Genomic DNA, 17,537 nt, shown 5'->3' with positions numbered 1-17,537 from the left:
CCCATAGCGTCTCACCATCTGCCGGTCCTCGTTACCGGCACCCTATGAATCACGCAGCGAGCCGCTTGGGAATCCGGCAAATGATGACACGCCCTTGTTTCAGGATGACGGTAGCGGAAGTCGGTTGTTCCTTCCCCCTCCGGGGCAGGATTTTTTAGGCGCCGTACATGCCGCGCGCGGCCTGCTTGAAGGCGGCGGCGCTGTCGGGGCGGCTGTAGAACATGTGGCCGCCGGGATAGACCTCCAGCTTCACGCGCTGGGCGACGCCGAACGAGGGCATCTGGTCGACGATCAGGCGCGAGGCGAAATAGGGGCAGGACAGATCGTCCCAGCCATGGACGATCAGCACCTGCATCTTGGGATCGTTGGCGATCGCCTTGCGCAGGTCGGTGACGGGGGTGTCCTGCGGCTTGCCGCGATCCCAGGCCTGGTTCACCGCGTTCGACAGCGCGTTGTAGCGGCCATCGGTCTTCCAGCCGACCTCGCGCGTGACGAAGTCGACCATCGCGCTGGTGGTGGGGGCGATCAGCGCCTCCAGGATCGGGTCGCCCGACTTGCGCTGCGGCGACCAGGGGAAGGGATCGAAGGCGGTGACGTTGCTGTCGTACCAGCTGCCGATGAGGCCATCGGCGCGATGAGCTTCGCGTACGAAGGTCCAGCTGTCGATGCGCCCGCCCATCCGCTTGACGAGCGCGGGGTCGAGGCCGGTCAGCTCGGTCACGCGGCCGACGATGCGGTCGTTCGCCTGCGGGTCGCTGCGGCCGCGCAGCAGGTCGCGGGCGAAGTCGCCGCGGACGTAATCCTCGACCTGCGCCATCGCGGCGGGGGTGAGCTGATGGCGGCGTTCCAGGTTCGCGGCGGCCATCGACGGCAGGTCGATCATCCACGGCAGCGGCGAGAGCGCGGTCGCCTCGTCGCCCGAGGCGGGATCGAGATAGGGTGAGACCATGATGAGGCCGTTGACGCCGACGCCGATCTGCGACTGCAGCTCATAGGCGATGCGCGGGGCGCGATAGCCGCCGTAGCTTTCGCCCATGACGTATTTCGGGCTGCGCAGCCGGCCCTCCTTGACCAGCCAGTCGTAGACGACCTTCGACAGATATTTGATGTCGGGATCGTTGGCGTAGAACGCCTTCTTGGTCTTGTCGGCATCGACCAGGCTGCGGCTGAACCCGGTGCCGACGGGATCGATGAAGACGAGGTCGGTGAAGTCGAGCCAGCTGTTGGCGTTGTCGGTCGCGATCGGCGCGTCGGAGGGGGCATCGCCCTGTGCGCCGAATTGCACGCGCTTCGGCCCGACCGCGCCGAGGTTGAGATACACCGAGGCGGCGCCCGGGCCACCGTTGAAGGCGAAGGTGACGGGGCGGCGCGGGTCGGCGCCGGGAACCGTATAGCTGGTGTAGACGACCTCGCCGATCACCTTGCCCTTGTCGTCGCGAACCGGAATGGTGCCGACCGTCGCCTTGTAGCTGATCGCCCGGCCGCCGATCCGCGCGGTCTGGGTGATCGTCTTGTCCGCCGGCAGCGGCGGCAGCTTCATCTCGTCGTCGGTCTTCTTCTCGGTCGTGACCTGGGTCTTTTCCGATTGCGACAAGGCGGGCGCGGACAGCGCGATCGGCAGCAGCGCGGCAGCGGCAAGAAGGGTGAGGCGAAGGGACAAGGGCAGGCTCCTGAAGGCCCAAGAAACATGGCAGACACACTTGCCTTCCGCCAGTGGGAAAGGCACGAATGATGTACTGTATCGTTTCTCGCGAGGCCCCGATGATCAAGCCGATTCTGCTCGCCGCCACCGCCGCTGCCGTCGTCGTCTCTCCCGTGGTTGCGCAGCAGCGACCGGCGACGAAGGACGCCGCTCAGGCGCCGGCGGGCGATATTCCGGCGAAGTTCACGCCGCCGACCCCGGCGAACATCGACTATGTGAAGCGCGAAGCGATGATCCCGATGCGCGACGGGAAGAAGCTCTACACCGTCATCGTCATCCCCAAGGGCGCGACCAATGCACCGATCGTGCTGACGCGCACGCCGTACAACGCCGCGGGTCGCGCCAATCGCTCCGACAGCCCGCAGATGATCAACGCGCTGCCGCTGGCCGACGAGGCGTTCGTCCGCGACGGTTACATCCGCGTCTATCAGGACGTTCGCGGCAAGTACGGCTCGGAAGGCGATTACGTCGTCACGCGGCCGGTGATCGGGCCGCTCAACAAGACCAACGTCGACCACACCACCGACGCCTATGACACGATCGACTGGCTGGTGAACAAGGCGAACTTGCCCGAATCGAACGGCCGGGTCGGCATGATCGGGTCGTCGTATGAGGGCTTCACCGTCGTCATGGCGCTGCTGAAGCCGCACCCGGCGCTGAAGGTCGCGGCGCCGGAGAGCCCGATGATCGACGGCTGGATGGGCGACGACTGGTTCCATTACGGCGCGTTCCGCCTCGCCAACATCGCCTGGCTGGGCGGGCAGACGGGGTACAAGGGTGCGGGCAAGGCGCCGTCGACCGGCGGCTGGGACGATTACGACAATTTCCGCGAGGTCGGCTCGGCGAACGACTGGGCGCAGAAGTCGGGCTATGACCAGCTGCCGTTCTGGCAGACGATGGTGAAGCATCCCGCCTATGACGCGTTCTGGCAGGGGCAGGCGCTCGACAAGCTGCTGGCGGCCAACCCCTCGAATGTACCGACAATCTGGGAACAGGGCCTGTGGGACCAGGAGGACATGTACGGCGCGATCCACAGCTGGGAAGCGCTGAAGGCTGCGGGCAAGACCGGTAACAACTATCTGGTGATGGGGCCGTGGCGCCACAGCCAGGTCAATCGCACCGGGCGCGAGCTGGGGCCGTTCGAGTGGAACGGCGATACCGCGCAGCAATTCCGCGAGCAGATGGTGCTGCCGCTGTTCAACCAGTATCTGAAGGACGGCCCCGCGGCGAACCTGCCGCAGGCGGCGATCTACAACACCGGCGAAAACCATTGGGACAAGCTGTCGTCGTGGCCGCTCGCCTGCGAGAAGGGCTGCGCCGCGCCGCTGACGCCGATCTATCTGGGCGAGGGCGGGGCGCTGGGGTTCGAGCGGACCGGCGCGGGCAGCGACAGCTATGTTTCCGATCCCGCCAAGCCGGTGCCGCATCTGTCGCGGCCGGTGAACTTCGGCGACGGGCGCTGGGGCGACTGGCTGGTGCAGGACCAGCGCTTCGCCGACGGGCGTCCCGACGTGCTGACGTACCAGACGCCGGCGCTGACCCAGGCGGTGCGCGTGTCGGGCGCGCCGATCGCGGACCTGTTCGCGCGGACGACGGGCACCGACGGCGACTTCATCGTCAAGGTGATCGACGTCTATCCGGCGGAGAACGCGACCGATCCGAAGATGGGCGGCTATCAGCTCGCGATCAGCCAGGACATCTTCCGCGGCCGCTATCGCGACAGCTTCTCGAAGCCGTCGCCGATCCCGGCGGGCAAGACGCAGGAGTATAAGTTCCGCCTGCCGACGGTGAACCACGTGTTCCTGCCCGGCCACAAGATCATGGTGCAGGTGCAGTCGACGCAGTTCCCGCTCTATGATCGCAACCCGCAGACCTATGTCGACAACATCTTCACCGCACCCAAGTCGGCGTACAGGAAGGCGACGGTCAGCGTGCAATATGGCGGGGCTAGCTCGAGCCGGGTGTGGCTGCCCGTGGTGCCGGTCGATCAGCGGGCGGTGACGGCGCGCTGACGTCATCGGTTCCCCGGCGAAGGCCGGGGCCCAGTTGGGATGACAGCGGTAACGGAGCGCGACGCGTATCACGACCGTCGGCCCGACTGGGCCCCGGCCTTCGCAGGGGCGAATGCGGGCTACTGATCCGCGATCTCGCCGACCGGATCGTTGCTCAGTACGTCCCATGCCGACAGGAACAGCGCCGCCGCGACGGGCCCGATCAGCAGGCCGTTGACGCCGAAGGTCGCGAGGCCGCCGAGCGTCGACACCAGGACCAGATAGTCCGGCATCTGCGTCTCGCGGCCGACCAGGATCGGGCGCAGGACGTTGTCGGCGGATCCGATCAGCAGCGCGCCCGACAGCGCCATCGCGATCGCCTGCCACACCTGGCCCGCGACGATCAGGTAGAGGACGACCGGCACCCACACCAGCGCGGGACCGATCGCGGGAAGCAGCGCGGCGAACGCCATGACGACGCCCCACAGCACGGCGTTGGGCACGCCGAGCAGCGCCATCGTGATCGTGCCGAGCGCGCCCTGGACGACGGCGACGACGATGCTGCCCTTCACCGTCGCGCGCACGACGGCGACGAAGCGCCGGGCGAGCAGGTGGCGGCGGGTCGGCTCCATCGGCACGCGGTCGCCGACGCCGGCGTTGATCGCGCGACCGTCGCGCAGCAGGAAGAAGGTGATGTAGAGCATCACCGCCAGCGCCAGCAGGAAGTTGGCGAAGCCCTGACCGAAACTGACCGCATATTGCGCCAGCGACTGGGCGCGGGCGCTGACCTGCTTGCCGAGCGTCGTGGTGGCGCTGTCGAGATCGGTCACGCCGATGCGGCCGAGGACATCCTGCACCCAGCCGGGCAGCGAGCGTTCGAAGCGGTCGAACATCGCGCCGAGATCGATCTGCCCCGCCTGGAAGCGCAGATAGAGGCTGGTGCCCTCCTCGATCATATAGGTGAGGAGGAACAGCGTCGGCACGATCACCATCGCGGCGAAGACCAGCAGCGTCAGTCCCGCCGCCGCGCCTTGCCGATCCGGCATGCGGCGCAGGATGCGATCGAAGACGGGCATGAAGACGATCGCTGCCACCACCGACCACAGGATCGCACCCGCGAACGGCAGCAGCACGGCGCCGAAGACGACGGTGATGCCGACGAGGAAGACGACGAACGCCGCAATCTCCACGCCGCGACGGCGTCCCTGTTCGCTCATCGATGATCCCCTTCGTTGACATGGCCCAATGCACGGCGGCGCGGTCGCGTTCCAGTCCCTTGCCGCGGCCGGCCCTTAGGGTAGGGTCGCGCAAGGACTTTACCAGCGGCGGCGATGACATGAGCAAGATCGAGAAGCTTCAATTGGCGCTGGTCGAGACCCAGCTGGCGGCGGCGCAATCAGGCGAGCGGATCGTCATCGTGCTGGAGGGCCGCGACGCCGCGGGCAAGGACGGGACGATCAAGCGGATCACCGAGCATCTGTCGATCCGGTCGACCCGCGTCGTCGCCTTGCCCAAGCCGACCGAGCGCGAGCGCACACAGTGGTATTTCCAGCGCTATGTGCAGCATCTGCCCTCGGCAGGCGAGTTGGTGATCTTCAATCGCTCCTGGTACAATCGCGCCGGGGTCGAGGTGGTGATGGGCTTTTCCACCGAGGCCGAGCAGGCCGAGTTCCTGCGCGATGCACCAGATTTCGAGCGGATGCTGGTCGAGAGCGGAATCAAGCTGGTCAAGCTGTGGCTCGACATCGCGAAGGACGAGCAGAAGCAGCGTTTGCAGGAGCGCCGCGACGATCCGCTGAAGGCCCTGAAGGTCTCGCCGATCGACGCCGCGGCGCAGGACAAATGGGACGACTACTCCTTGGCCCGCGATACCATGCTGCTGCGTACGCACACGCCGCTCGCGCCCTGGTATTGCGTGCGCGCGAACGACAAGAAGCAGGCGCGGCTGGCGGTGATGGAGCACATCGTCCACCACGTCTCTCCGGCCGACATCGCCAAGCATGTCGCGTCACCCGACCCCGACGTCCTGTTTGCGTTCGAGGAAAAGGCGTTGAGCGACGGCCGATTGGCGCGCTGACGCCTCGATCCGGCGCGCCGCGCTGTCGTTGCGGAACCGGTAGCGTCGTTTCGGGTTGGTAACGGCGTGGATCAAATCACTTCGATTGCAACGACTAGCGACGAGACGCTGGTCACACGTGGCTTTCTGGCGGGCCGTGGGCGCGATCGCCTGTCGGGCGACGACCGGCTTGCGCTGGACCAGGCGGTCGTCGACATCAAGCAGCTGCCGGCACGACGCACGCTGGTGCGGGCCGGCGACGTCGTCGAGCAGAGCACGATGCTGCTCGAAGGCTTCATGTGCCGGTACATGGACGACCGCGATGGGTTCCGGCAGCTGGTCGCGGTGCATGTGCCCGGCGATTTCGTCGACCTCCACGCCTTCCCGATGCGGCGGCTCGACCACGACGTCGCGACGTTGAGCGCGTGTACCGTCGCGGTGGTGCCGCACGAGGCGCTGAGCGACATCACCAACGAGCGGCCGGCGCTGACGCGAGCCCTGTGGTTCTCGACATTGCTCGATGCGGCGATGCATCGCGAGTGGATCTTCCGGCTCGGGCGGCTCGGCGCGGAAGGGCGGCTGGCGCATTTCTTCATGGAGACGGCAACGCGGATGCGAATGGTCGGGCTGGTCGAGAATGATCGCTTCCACTTGCCGCTGACCCAAGCCGATATCGCCGAGGCGTGTGGGCTGACGGGGGTCCACGTCAATCGCACGCTGCGCAGCCTGCGCGAGCAGGAGCTGATGACGTTCAGCCATGGCGAGGTGAAGATCCTCGATCCGAAGCGGATGACGGCGATCGGCGAGTTCGAGCCCGCCTATCTCTACGGCGATCCACGCTAAGCGGCTGACACGTCCGGGGGATGATGCTCTAACCATCCCATGCGCATCATCCTTGCCGCCGCGCTGGTCGCGGCGCCGCTCGCCGCCCAGACCGGCCGCCCGTCGGAAGCGGTCAACGTCTTCATTGGAACCGGTGGTGAGGGGCACACCTATCCCGGTGCCACCGCACCGTTCGGGATGGTGCAGCTGAGCCCCGATACCGATACCGGCTGCACGATCCGCGACTGCTACGGCCATGCCGCCGGCTATCGCTACGACGATCCGACGATCCAGGGGTTCAGCCACACCCATTTTTCGGGCGCGGGGCATTCGGACCTGGGCGACGTGCTGGTGATGCCGGTGGCTGGCGATCGGGTGGCGTTGGATCCGGGCGATGCCAAGGTGCCGGGATCGGGCTATCGCTCTCGCTTCAGCCATGCGCGCGAGACGGCGTCGCCGGGCTATTATGCGGTCACGCTCGATGATGCGGGGGTGAGGGCGGAGCTGACCGCGGGCACGCGGGTCGGGGTGCATCGCTACGCCTTTGCCGCGGGCAGGGCAGCGCATCTGGTGATCGACCTCCGCTCGTCGCTGTACAATTATCCCGGCAAGATCCTGTGGTCGGGGCTGCACCTGCGCGCCGACGGGACGCTGACCGGCTTTCGCGAGACGCGCGGCTGGGCGCCGGGGCGCAAGCTGTTCTTCGCGATGCGCTTTTCGTCGCCGCTGACCGATCATGCCTTCGTCGATCGTGAGGAGAAGGTGCCGTACAAGGGCTTCGCCGCGCCAGGCCGGGGCAGCGATGCGGTGGCGGAGAAGCTGGGGCGGCAATTGGAGGCACAGCTCGATTTCGGGCGTCTGACCAAGCCCCTGGAGGTGCGCGTGGCCCTATCGGGGGTCGACGAGAATGGGGCGGTGGCGAACCTGGAGGCGGAGCCGGGCGACTTCGACGCGATCCGCGTGGCGACGCGGGGGGCGTGGGACAGGGCGCTGGGCGCGGTGGATATCGACGCGCCGCCGGCGATGCGCACGAACCTGTATACCGCGCTCTACCACACGCTGCTCGCGCCGAGCGTCTGGAGCGATGCCGACGGCCGCTGGCGCGGGCCCGACGATCAGGTGCGGGTGGCGACGGGCTATACGGTCCGCTCGACCTTCTCGCTGTGGGACACGTTTCGCGCAGAACACCCGCTGCTGACGCTGGTCCAGCCGGCGCAGAGGACCTGCGACGTCGTGTCGTCGCTGGTCGCCAGCCGCGAGGCGAGCCCGTACGGCATCCTGCCCGTCTGGCAGTTCGCGGGGCGCGAGACCTGGACGATGATCGGATATCATGCGGTGCCGGTGATCGCGGACGCGTATCTGAAGGGCATCCGCTGCTTCGATGCACCCCGGGCGCTCGACGCGATGGTCGCGAGCGCAAGCTATGCGTCCTATGGCGGGCTCGGCGAATATATGAAGCGCGGCTATGTGCCGATCGACAAGGAGCCCGAGGCGGCGTCGAAGACGGTCGAATATGCGTACGACGACTGGACGATCGCGCGGATGGCGCGCGCGATGGGGCGGACGGATGTCGCGGCGCAGTTCGACAAGCGCGCGGGCTATTGGCGCAACAGCTTCGATGCGAAAAGCGGCTTCCTTCGCGCAAGACTAGCGAACGGGGCGTATCGGACGCCGTTCGATCCGACCGCGATCAACTATGGCTCGGATTACACCGAGGGCAATGCGTGGCAGTATAGCTGGTTCGTGCCGCAGGATCAGGGTGCGCTGTTCCGGCTGCTTGGTGGCGATGCGAAGACGGTCGCGAAGCTCGATGCGATGTTCGACTTCGACAATTCGAAGCTCGATTACAGCCATGCGGAGGATATTGCGGGGCTGATCGGCCAATATATCCATGGCAACGAGCCGAGCCATCACGTCGCCTATCTCTACAACTACGCCGGCGCGCCGTGGCGGACGCAGGAGCGGCTGACCCAGATCGTCGCGAGCCAGTACAAGCCGACGCCCGATGGCCTGTCGGGGAACGACGACCTCGGCCAGATGTCGGCGTGGCTGTTCTTCACGGGGCTTGGTTTCTATCCGGTCGCGCCGGGTTCGAACGAATATGTGATCGGACGGCCGTTCGTCAGCCGTGCGGTGATGACGTTGCCGAACGGGAGACGCTTCACGGTGGCGGCGGACGGGCTGTCGGAGGCGAACCGCTATGTCAGCCAGGTTACGCTGAACGGAAAGCCGCTGGCGCGCAGCTTCATCCGGCATGACGAGATCATGGCCGGGGGTGAGTTGCGGTTCGTGATGGGGGCCGTGCCGAACAAGGGCTGGGCTACGGCGAAGGCGGCGCGGCCCTATTCGATCAGCGGGTATTGAGGGCCTTGAGCCCCTCCCCTTCAGGGGAGGGGTTGGGGTGGGGGAGACGGGCGTAGGTCTCTGCGAGGCTCACCCCACCCCCTGACCCCTCCCCTGAAGGGGAGGGGCTTTGCCTGTCGATCAGCGCGCGCGGAAACGCACCGCCTGGCCGCCGCCGGGTGCCAGGACCAGCGTCATCGTGTCGCCCTTGCGGACGCGCTTCGTCTCGACCGCATAGGCGTGGCGGCCCTCGGTCTTGAAGTCGGTGTTGGGCGCGTCGCGGTAGATTTCCGCGGTGTAGGTGCGCCCGGCATCGAGGAAGTCGAGCGGCACCGTCAGCGTGCGGCCGTTCTCGTCGGTGATGCTGCCCAGGAACCAGTCGCGGCTGGTGCGCGGGCGGCGCGCGATCGTCACGAAGTCGCCGACCTCGCCGTTGAGCACGCGCGTATCCTCCCAGTCGGTCGGCACGTCGCGGATGAATGTGAAGGCGTCGGGGAATTTGGCGTAGTTCTCCGGCGTGTCGGCGGCCATCACCACCGGCGAATAGAGCGCGACGTAGAGCGCTAGCTGCTTCGCCACCGTCGACTGGATCGCGCTGCCCTCCGATCCCGTCAGGCTCAGCACGCCGGGGGTGAAGTCCATCGGACCGCCGAGCATCTGGGTGAAGACCAGGTTCGCCTCATGCTCTGGCGGGTTCTTGCCGCCGATCCACGCGTTGTATTCCTGGCCGCGACCGCCCTCGCGCGCGACCCAATTGGGATAGGTGCGGCGCAGGCCGGTGTCCTTGACCGGTTCGTGACTGTCGATCGCGACCTTGTACTTGGCGGCGGTGGTGACGACGCGCAGATAGTGGTTCACCATCCACTGGCCCTCGTGCCACTCGCGATGCTGCGAGCCGTCGGCGTCGACGCGCTCGATCTGGCCGGCGTCGGTGACGTAGCCGGTCTTCACGACCTTTTCGTCATGATCGGCGGCGAACTTGAACGCGCGGTCGAGCTGCTGGTCATAGTGGCTCGCCGAGCCACCGGTTTCGTTGTGGCCGATCAGGTAAACGCCCTTGCCCTTGGCGTAGCGCGCCAGCTCGTTGGCGTCGAAGTCGGGGGTCGGCTGGTCGAACTGCATCGCATTGCCGTTGCCGAACCAGTCGCCGTCCCAGCCGACGTTCCAGCCCTCGACCAGGACGCCGGGAATCTTGTTGGCGGACGCAAAGTCGATATATTTCTTGACGTTGGCGGTGGTGGCGCCGTGCTTCGGCCCGGTCGCCCAGGTCCATTCGCCCTTGATCATGTTCCACCACACGCCGACGAACTTGCCCGGCTTGATCCAGCTGACGTCGCCGAGCTTGTTGGGCTCGTTGAGGTTGAGCTCGAGGTGGCTCATGTACAGGCCCGGCGCGTCGTCGGCGATGACCATCGTGCGCCACGGCGTGTTGAACGGCAGGTCGCGCGTGACCTTGGGCGCGCCCGAGCCGGGGGTCAGCGCCGCCCGGAAGGTGGTGCCGGCGGCGCGGGCGAGGTTCATCGCCGAATAGTCGGTCAACGCGGCTTCGTGCAGCGCGACATGGGTGCCGTCGGCGAGCTTCACCGTCATCACCGTCTGCGCGGTGCCGACCGCGGAGATCGGCGTTTTCTCGTACAGATATTCCTCGCGGTTCCATTCGAACGCCGGCTTCCACCATGCGGTGCCGTCCTCGGCGAGCGCGAACTGGGTCATCTCGTCGCCGATGTTGGCGTGCTTGAAATTGGGCTGCTCGGGGAATTCATAGCGGAAGCCGACGCCCGAATCCTCGACGTGGAACACGACGTCGACGATGCGGTGGAGCGCGGTCGTCTCGCGCAGGCGGACGCGCATCTCGCGGTGGTTGTCGCGAATCTGGCGCCATTCACCCCAGGGCTGGGTCCAGGTCGAGTCCGCCTTGTCGTGGGTGACGCTGACGATCTGGATGTTGCGTTCGAACTTGGGTGCGTCGGTGAAGATGAAGCCGAGCCGCGACGGCGCGACTAGCAGCTTGCCGCGGCGCGTGATCGAATAGACGGGCCGGGCATTGTCGTCGGTTTTCACCGTCACCGCGAGGCTGCCGTCGGGCGAGGTCTCGGTCGCGTCGGGCGCCTGGGTGGCGACCGTCTTGATGATCTCGTTCTGGGCATGGGCGCCGCCGGCGAGGGTCGCCGCAGCGAGCGCGAGGGGAGCGAGCTTCATCGTCAAATCCTTTCCGCAATCCACGAACCATAGCCGCCGAGCGTGTCGGCGGTGGCATTCTCTTCGTCCAGCATCCGCCAGCTTTCCGGTGCGCCTCGATCGTACGCGACCGGCTCGGCGCCGAGGTTGAAGGCGCAGCGCAAGCGCTGGCCGTCCGCCTCGCGGTCGAAGACCAGCAGCGCGTCTTTCGCCTCTGCCAGCGTCAGCGTGCCATGGCGAAGCGCCGGGCTGTGGCGACGCAGCGCGATGAGGTGGCGGGTCAGATGGAGCAGCGACCCCTCGTCGCCCTCCTGCCGGTCGACGGCGAGCGCATAGTGATCGTGACCGATCGGCAGCCACGGCTCGACCGTGGAGAAGCCGGCGTGATGGTCGTCGGCGATCCACGGCATCGGTGTGCGCGCGCCATCGCGCGACAGCGTGCGCGGCCAGTTGGCGATCGCCTCGGGATCCTGGAGCTTGTCGAAGGGGACATCGACCTGGGGCAGGCCGAGTTCCTCGCCGTAATAGAGGATCGCGTTGCCGCGGAGGCTGAGCAGCAGCCGCAGCTTCAGCCGGGCGAAGGCGGCAAAGCTCGAGCGCTCGCCCCAGCGGGTCAGCGCACGCGGCGCGTCATGGTTCTCGAACGCCCAGCTCGGCCAGCCTTCGCCTTCCGCGCCGGGCCATTTACCGAGGGCGTCGGCGACCACCTCGGCGGTGAGCCTGGACGCGTAGAGGAAGTCGAAGCCGTAGGCGCTGTTGAGGCGCTTGCCGCCTTGCGTGAACAGCTTCATCTCGCGGTCGCTGTCGGCGCCGCCAACCTCGGCCACCGTGAAGCGGTCGCCGTCATAGCCATCGAAGAGGGTCCGCACCCGTTCCAGGAACGCCGGAATGGCGGCATGGCCCTGGTTGTAGGTGTGCAGCTGGAAATCGAACGGCCGGGTGCGTGGATTGCCGTCGTCCGCAGGCGCCGGCGGATTATCGGTCAACGCTGGGTCGGGCATCAGGAAGTTGATCGCGTCGATGCGGAAGCCGTCGACGCCGCGGTTCAGCCAGAAGCGCGCAGTGTCGATGAGCTCGTCCTGCACCGCCGGATGGGCGCCGTTGATCTGCGGCTGTTCGGCGAGGAAGTTGTGGCAATAATATTGGCCACGGCGGCCGTCCCAGGTCCAGGCGGGGCCGCCGAACACCGATTGCCAGTTGTTCGGCGGGCTGCCGTCGGGCTTGGGATCGGCCCAGATGTACCAGTCGGCATGGTCGCCGGCGGGGTCCGAGCGGCTGTCGGCGAACCAGGGATGCTGGTCCGAGGTGTGGCTGTACACCTGGTCGATCAGCACCTTCAGGTTCAGCGCATGGGCGCGTTCGATTAGCGCGTCGAAATCGGCGAGCGTGCCGAAGATCGGATCGACGTCGCGATAGTCGGACACGTCATAGCCGAAGTCGCGCATCGGCGACTTGAAGAAGGGCGACAGCCAGATCGCATCGACACCCAACCTCGCGACATAGTCGAGATGGCGGGTGATGCCCGGCAGGTCGCCGATGCCGTCGTCGTTGGAATCGGCGAAGCTGCGCGGATAAATCTGATAGATCACCGCGCCTTTCCACCAGGGAGTGTCGGCCATCAGCGGTCCTCTGCTGCGCACACCGCGTATCCGAACGCGGGCAGGGTGATCGAAACGCTGCCGGGCGCCGAGGCGCGGGGCGCGCAGGCGCCGGCAAGCGTGGTGAAGCGGGTCGAGCGGGTTTCGACCTGGACGGCGGCGGTGAGGGGCCGGTCCGAACTGTTGAAGGCGAGGAGGACTTCCCTGCCGGTCGCGGGATCGATCCGCGAGATGGCAAGGAGCCCCGGCGTGTCCTGGCGCGCGCGCAGGATGGTCGAGCCGCGGGTCAGCGCCGGGGTCGCCACGCGCAGCTTCGCGAGGGTCGCGATCTCGCGATAGAGCGGGTGGGTCTGATCGAAATTCGCCTGCGCCGTCGTCGCCCGGGTGCCGAGCAGCGGCTGGTCGTTGTAGCTCGCGACGCGGCTGGCGAACTGGTCCTGCCGCGCATCCTGGTCGTTGCCGTGGCCGACGAAGCCCTGCTCGTCGCCGGCATAGATGGTCGGCACGCCGCGCAGCGTCAGCAGCATCGCATGGGCGAGGCGAACGCGCGCCAGCACCTCGTCGGGCGACGCCTTGGGCAGCGCCTTCTGGATGTACCAGGCGATACGGCCGCTGTCGTGGTTGCTGATGAACGTCGGCAGCTGCTCGGCCGTCGCATCGCCGCTAGCATAGAGCGCGTCGCCGAGGACCAGCTTGTCCCAGGCATTGGGCTCCTGCGTGCCGGTCATCGTCTGAAGGATCGCCATCCGCGTCGCGAAATCGAGAACGCCGGGCAGCTTGTCGACGACGCTGTGGCGCGCGAGCAGGCCGACGTCGAGCGTGTCGTACGCAACCTCGCCGAAGATGTGGAAATGCGGGATGCCGTTGGCCTCGGCGCGCTTCAGCATGGCGGGAACGAAGGCCTGCCAGAACTCCGGGTTGACGTGGCGCGCGGTGTCGATGCGGTAGCCGTCGACCTTGAACCGGTCGATCCAGCCGCCGAAGATATCGATCATCCCCTGCACGACGCGCGGGTTCTCGGTCATCACGTCGTCGAGGCCGACGAAGTCGCCTTTGGTCGAGCTTTCGCCGGCGAAGGTTGAATTGCCGCGGTTGTGGTAGAGCAGCGGGTCGTTGAGCCACGCGGGCGACTTCACCGATCGCTCGGCAGCGGGCACGAAGACAGTATAAGCGTAATTGGGGTCGGTCAGCCGCGCGAAGTTGGCGGCGGTCTGCACGCCAGGACCGGCGAAGCCCGCGTTGATGCCGGCGCCGTCGACGCCGCCACGACGCTGATAGGGATAGTCCGCCTCGCTGCGATAGGCGCACTCGGGCTTGCCGACGCATTCGCGGAACTGGATCACGTCGGCGGTGTGGTTGACGACGATGTCCATGTAGACCTTCATGCCGCGGGCATGCGCGGCGTCGACCAGCGCCTTGAACTCGGCATCGGTGCCGAAGTGCGGGTCGACATGCTCGAAGTCGGTGATCCAATAGCCGTGATAGCCCGCCGATTCCTGGCCGGGGCCGCCCTGGACCGGCTTGTTCGTGAAGATCGGCGCCACCCAGATCGCGGTCGCGCCGAGCGACTGGATATAGGGCAGGCGCCGCATCAGCCCCTTGAGATCGCCGCCGTGATAGAAGCCCTTCGATGTCGGGTCGTAACCGGTCTTGAGGCGGTCACCGCTCAGCCCGCCACGATCGTTGGCGGGATCGGCATTGTCGAAGCGATCGGGCAGGACGAAGTAGATCACCTCGTCCTGCGGCAGGCGCTGGCGATAATCCTGGGCGGTGGCGGCGGTCGAGACCAGCAGCAGCGCGGCGAGCGAGCGGAGCATCGGCATTATCCTTCGGCGAGCGCGGCGAGCGCGGCGCGGTGCGAGGGGAAGTTGAGGCAGGAGCGGGCGATGAGGTCGTCGATCCGCGCCAGGCCGACGCGGTCTTCGGCGGGGCGGAGGCGATCGTCGGGCGGGAAGGTGCCGTAGCCCGCGAGCAGGCATTCCCACGACATCGGGGCGTAGATGTCGGCGATGTCCTGACGCTCGATCTCGGCGACGACGTCACCGCCGCTGAACCAGGCGTGGACGATGCGGCGGAGCGAGTCCGACAGCGTGTCCAGTGCTGCCGCCTCGCGCCAATAGGCGGAGTCGGTGCGCTGGTTCACGCGATAGTGGCAGACGATATAGTCGCGGATGCCCTCGATCCGGCGAGCGATGGCGGCATTGTAGCCGTCGCGATCCTGCGTCGGCCAGGCACGGATCAGACCCTCGACGCTGGCCTGGACGAGGTGGAGCGCGGTCGCCTCCAGCGGTTCGATGAAGCCCTGGGACAGGCCGATCGCAACGCAATTGCCGACCCAGTTGCGCTCGACGCGGCCGACCTTCATCGTCAGGTGGCGCGACAGGGCGCGGTCAGACGCGGGGCCTAGCAGCGTGCGGAATTCCACTTCGGCGGCGTCCTGGTCGATGTGGCGCGAGGAATAGACATAGCCGTTGCCGCTGCGGCTGGTCAGCGGAATATGCCACGCCCAGCCGGCCGACAGCGCGGTGGCCGTGGTGTGGCAGGGGATGTCCTCGTCCTCGGCAAGCGGCATCGGGATGGCGATGGCGCGGTCGTTGAACAGATTGTCAGCGAAGCTGCGGAAGGGCGTGCCAAGCGCTTCCTGGATCAGCAGGCCGCGAAAGCCGCTGGCGTCGACAAAGAGGTCGGCAGTGACCATCCGGCCGCCTTCGAGCAGCAGGCCGGCAATGTCGCCGGTCTCCGCCACCGCGGCATCCATGACCCGCCCGGCGACGTGGCGGACGCCCGCGGCCACCGCATGGTCGCGCAGCACGATGCCGACCAGCGTCGCGTCGAAATGGTAGCCGTATGTCGCGTCGAACGGGAAATTATCGGCCGGCAGCGGCGCCAGGCGGCGCTCGGCGAGCGCGGCGTTGAGGAAGAAGCGGTCGGGCTGTGCGGGTAGATCGTCGCCGCGCCGGCGGGCGAGGTTGGTGAAGTGGAAGGCGCCTTGGGTGTGGACGTCGATGTCGCTGGCGAAGGGGTGGAAATAGCGGGTGTAGCCGGGGCGATCGGACCAGCCGTCGAAGGCGATGCCGGTCTTGTAGGTCGCGTCGGCGCGGGGCATCCAGTCGGCCTCCGCTATTCCCAGCGTGCGGAACAGGTGGCGCAGCTGCGGGGTCGATCCCTCACCGACGCCGATGATGCCGATATCGGGCGATTCGATCAGCGTAATTTCAGACGCCGGCCACGCCTTCGCCATCAGGCACGCGGCCATCCAGCCGGCGGTGCCGCCGCCGACGATGACGACGCGCGCCGGGCTCACGCCGCCGCTCCGGCGCAGTGGCGGGCAACGAAGGCCGCGTGGTCGGTGAGCGCCAATGCCTCGCGGCGGTACAGCGCCTCGACCAGCTCCATGAATTCGCCGAGGTCGGCTGCGTTGATCTGGTCGGCGATCGGGTGATAGCTGGCGGAAATCACGCCCTGGCCGACCAGCACCTGGAACCAGCCGACCTCGGTGAACAGCTCCTCATGCTCGCGCGTGATCGCGCCCGAGGCGCGCCACAGGTCGAGCTTGTGGCGAAGGCTGTCGGGCAGCGTCATCGCTCGCACGGCCTGCCACAGCGGCTCGTCGCGCTGGTTGGCGTGATAATGGAGGATGATGACGTCGCGGATCCGCTCGATCTCGAAATCGGTCTGGCGGTTGTACTCGGCGCGGATCGCGTCGGTGGCGCGGGCGCGGGGGATCAGCTTCAGCAGGCGCTGAATCGCCGATTGGATCATGTGGATGCTGGTCGATTCCAGCGGCTCAAGGAAACCGCTGGCGAGGCCGATCGCGACGACGTTGCCGCGCCAGCCCTCGCGCCGGCGGCCGGTGCGGAAGCGGATCGGCCGGGGATCGGCGAGTGCTTCGGTGTCGAGCCCCGCGAGCAGCGTCGCCGCCGCCTCGTCGTCGCTGAGGTGGGCGCTGGAATAGACCAGTCCGTTGCCGATGCGATGTTGAAGCGGGATCCGCCACTGCCAGCCCGCCGCCTTGGCGGTCGAGCGGGTGTAGGGCGTCAGGCTGTCGTCGATGTCGCTCGGCACCGCGAGAGCGCGGTCGCAGGGGAGCCAATGGCCCCAATCCTCGAACCCGACGCCCAGCGTCTCGCCGATCAGCAGCGCGCGGAAACCGGTGCAGTCGACGAACAGGTCGCCCTCGACGCGGCGGTCGCCCTCCAGCAGCAGCGCGGCGACGTCGCCGCTCGTCCCGTCGCGCTCGACCGAGACGATGCGTCCCTCGATCCGCTCGACGCCCTGTTCTTCCGCGATACGGCGCAGGAAGGCGGCGTAGAGGCCGGCGTCGAAGTGGAAGGCATAGGGGATCGCCGGGACCATCGGCGAAGTAACCGGCCCGCCGCGGTGCATCCGCTCGGCGCGCGCCGCCATCTCGTTGAGCGAATAGGCCGATAGCGGCTTGGCGACGCCCAGTTCCTGCGCGCGCAGCCAATAGGGGATGAAGGGATTGCCCTCGATCGCGCGGCCGACGTCGCCGAAGGCGTGCATGTAGCGATGGCCGGGGCGCAGCCAGTCGACGAATTCGATGCCGAGCTTGAACGTGCCCTGCGTCGCCTTGAGAAATGCGTCCTCGTCGATGCCGAGCGCGGTGTTAAAGTTGACGATCTGCGGGATCGTCGCCTCGCCGACGCCGACGGTACCGATCGCGTCGCTTTCGACCAGGCGGATGCGATAGCCGCGCTGCAGGAAGCGCGAGAGCGCCGCCGCCGTCATCCAGCCGGCGGTGCCGCCGCCGGTGACGACGATGGTGACGGGGGCTTCGGACGAAGGGCGCGGAGCGTGCGTCATCATTCTCGCGCCGGTAGCGTCGG

Annotated in this window: 11 protein-coding genes; 4 read left to right on the top strand and 7 right to left on the bottom strand. The window is 67.3% G+C overall.

What is annotated here, in order from left to right; all coding sequences use genetic code 11:
• Window positions 1-154: 154 nt before the first annotated feature.
• A complete protein-coding gene (locus GGQ80_RS15880) occupies window positions 155-1,660 on the bottom strand; it encodes a S10 family peptidase (RefSeq protein WP_246347144.1) in 1,506 nt (501 codons plus the stop codon).
• Window positions 1,661-1,728: 68 nt separating this feature from the next.
• On the opposite strand from GGQ80_RS15880, the gene GGQ80_RS15875 reads away from it, so the two are divergent.
• Window positions 1,729-3,714: a CocE/NonD family hydrolase gene (locus GGQ80_RS15875; RefSeq protein WP_425506074.1), complete on the top strand. Its 1,986-nt coding sequence runs from the start codon at window positions 1,729-1,731 to the stop codon at window positions 3,712-3,714.
• A 119-nt stretch (window positions 3,715-3,833) separates the two neighbouring features.
• Here GGQ80_RS15875 and GGQ80_RS15870 read toward each other — a convergent pair whose 3' ends face one another.
• Window positions 3,834-4,910, bottom strand: a complete 1,077-nt coding sequence (locus GGQ80_RS15870; RefSeq protein ID WP_183986619.1) for an AI-2E family transporter — start codon at window positions 4,908-4,910, stop codon at window positions 3,834-3,836.
• Window positions 4,911-5,029: 119 nt separating this feature from the next.
• On the opposite strand from GGQ80_RS15870, the gene ppk2 reads away from it, so the two are divergent.
• From ppk2 to GGQ80_RS15855, 3 genes are all read left to right on the top strand, one after another.
• Window positions 5,030-5,770: a polyphosphate kinase 2 gene (gene ppk2 / locus GGQ80_RS15865; protein ID WP_183986617.1), complete on the top strand. Its 741-nt coding sequence runs from the start codon at window positions 5,030-5,032 to the stop codon at window positions 5,768-5,770.
• Window positions 5,771-5,878: 108 nt separating this feature from the next.
• The gene (locus GGQ80_RS15860) at window positions 5,879-6,592 is read left to right on the top strand and encodes a Crp/Fnr family transcriptional regulator (protein WP_183986650.1); all 714 of its coding nucleotides are present in this window, start codon (window positions 5,879-5,881) and stop codon (window positions 6,590-6,592) included.
• 39 nt (window positions 6,593-6,631) lie between these two features.
• The gene (locus GGQ80_RS15855; protein ID WP_183986615.1) at window positions 6,632-8,935 is read left to right on the top strand and encodes a GH92 family glycosyl hydrolase; all 2,304 of its coding nucleotides are present in this window, start codon (window positions 6,632-6,634) and stop codon (window positions 8,933-8,935) included.
• A gap of 120 nt (window positions 8,936-9,055) precedes the next feature.
• Here GGQ80_RS15855 and GGQ80_RS15850 read toward each other — a convergent pair whose 3' ends face one another.
• Genes GGQ80_RS15850 through GGQ80_RS15830 form a run of 5 tightly spaced genes read right to left on the bottom strand, consistent with a single transcriptional unit; the run spans window position 9,056 to window position 17,514 of the window.
• Window positions 9,056-11,113, bottom strand: a complete 2,058-nt coding sequence (locus GGQ80_RS15850) for a glycoside hydrolase family 97 protein (RefSeq protein ID WP_183986612.1) — start codon at window positions 11,111-11,113, stop codon at window positions 9,056-9,058.
• Window positions 11,114-11,115: 2 nt separating this feature from the next.
• Window positions 11,116-12,711, bottom strand: coding sequence for an alpha-amylase family glycosyl hydrolase (locus tag GGQ80_RS15845; RefSeq protein ID WP_183986610.1), 1,596 nt, complete (start codon window positions 12,709-12,711; stop codon window positions 11,116-11,118).
• Window positions 12,711-14,507: an alpha-amylase family glycosyl hydrolase gene (locus GGQ80_RS15840; RefSeq protein WP_183986608.1), complete on the bottom strand. Its 1,797-nt coding sequence runs from the start codon at window positions 14,505-14,507 to the stop codon at window positions 12,711-12,713. The genes GGQ80_RS15845 and GGQ80_RS15840 overlap by 1 nt, the downstream gene beginning before the upstream one ends.
• A 5-nt stretch (window positions 14,508-14,512) precedes the next feature.
• The gene (locus GGQ80_RS15835) at window positions 14,513-15,994 is read right to left on the bottom strand and encodes a tryptophan halogenase family protein (protein WP_343051073.1); all 1,482 of its coding nucleotides are present in this window, start codon (window positions 15,992-15,994) and stop codon (window positions 14,513-14,515) included.
• A complete protein-coding gene (locus GGQ80_RS15830) occupies window positions 15,991-17,514 on the bottom strand; it encodes a tryptophan halogenase family protein (RefSeq protein WP_183986606.1) in 1,524 nt (507 codons plus the stop codon). Before GGQ80_RS15830 ends, GGQ80_RS15835 begins: the two co-directional genes overlap by 4 nt.
• Window positions 17,515-17,537: the final 23 nt, after the last annotated feature.

This window comes from Sphingomonas jinjuensis, from assembly GCF_014197105.1.
GTDB lineage: Bacteria > Pseudomonadota > Alphaproteobacteria > Sphingomonadales > Sphingomonadaceae > Sphingomonas > Sphingomonas jinjuensis.
This window is presented reverse-complemented; position numbering and strand designations above follow the sequence as displayed.

What these genes read in the sequence shown, in the direction of transcription:
- GGQ80_RS15850 (WP_183986612.1), bottom strand. Translation starts at nt 11,113, where the DNA reads ATGAAGCTCGCTCCCCTCGCGCTCGCTGCGGCGACCCTCGCCGGCGGC.
- GGQ80_RS15845 (WP_183986610.1), bottom strand. Translation starts at nt 12,711, where the DNA reads ATGGCCGACACTCCCTGGTGGAAAGGCGCGGTGATCTATCAGATTTAT.
- ppk2 (WP_183986617.1), top strand. Translation starts at nt 5,030, where the DNA reads ATGAGCAAGATCGAGAAGCTTCAATTGGCGCTGGTCGAGACCCAGCTG.
- GGQ80_RS15875 (WP_425506074.1), top strand. Translation starts at nt 1,729, where the DNA reads ATGATGTACTGTATCGTTTCTCGCGAGGCCCCGATGATCAAGCCGATT.
- GGQ80_RS15855 (WP_183986615.1), top strand. Translation starts at nt 6,632, where the DNA reads ATGCGCATCATCCTTGCCGCCGCGCTGGTCGCGGCGCCGCTCGCCGCC.
- GGQ80_RS15840 (WP_183986608.1), bottom strand. Translation starts at nt 14,507, where the DNA reads ATGCTCCGCTCGCTCGCCGCGCTGCTGCTGGTCTCGACCGCCGCCACC.
- GGQ80_RS15830 (WP_183986606.1), bottom strand. Translation starts at nt 17,514, where the DNA reads ATGACGCACGCTCCGCGCCCTTCGTCCGAAGCCCCCGTCACCATCGTC.
- GGQ80_RS15870 (WP_183986619.1), bottom strand. Translation starts at nt 4,910, where the DNA reads ATGAGCGAACAGGGACGCCGTCGCGGCGTGGAGATTGCGGCGTTCGTC.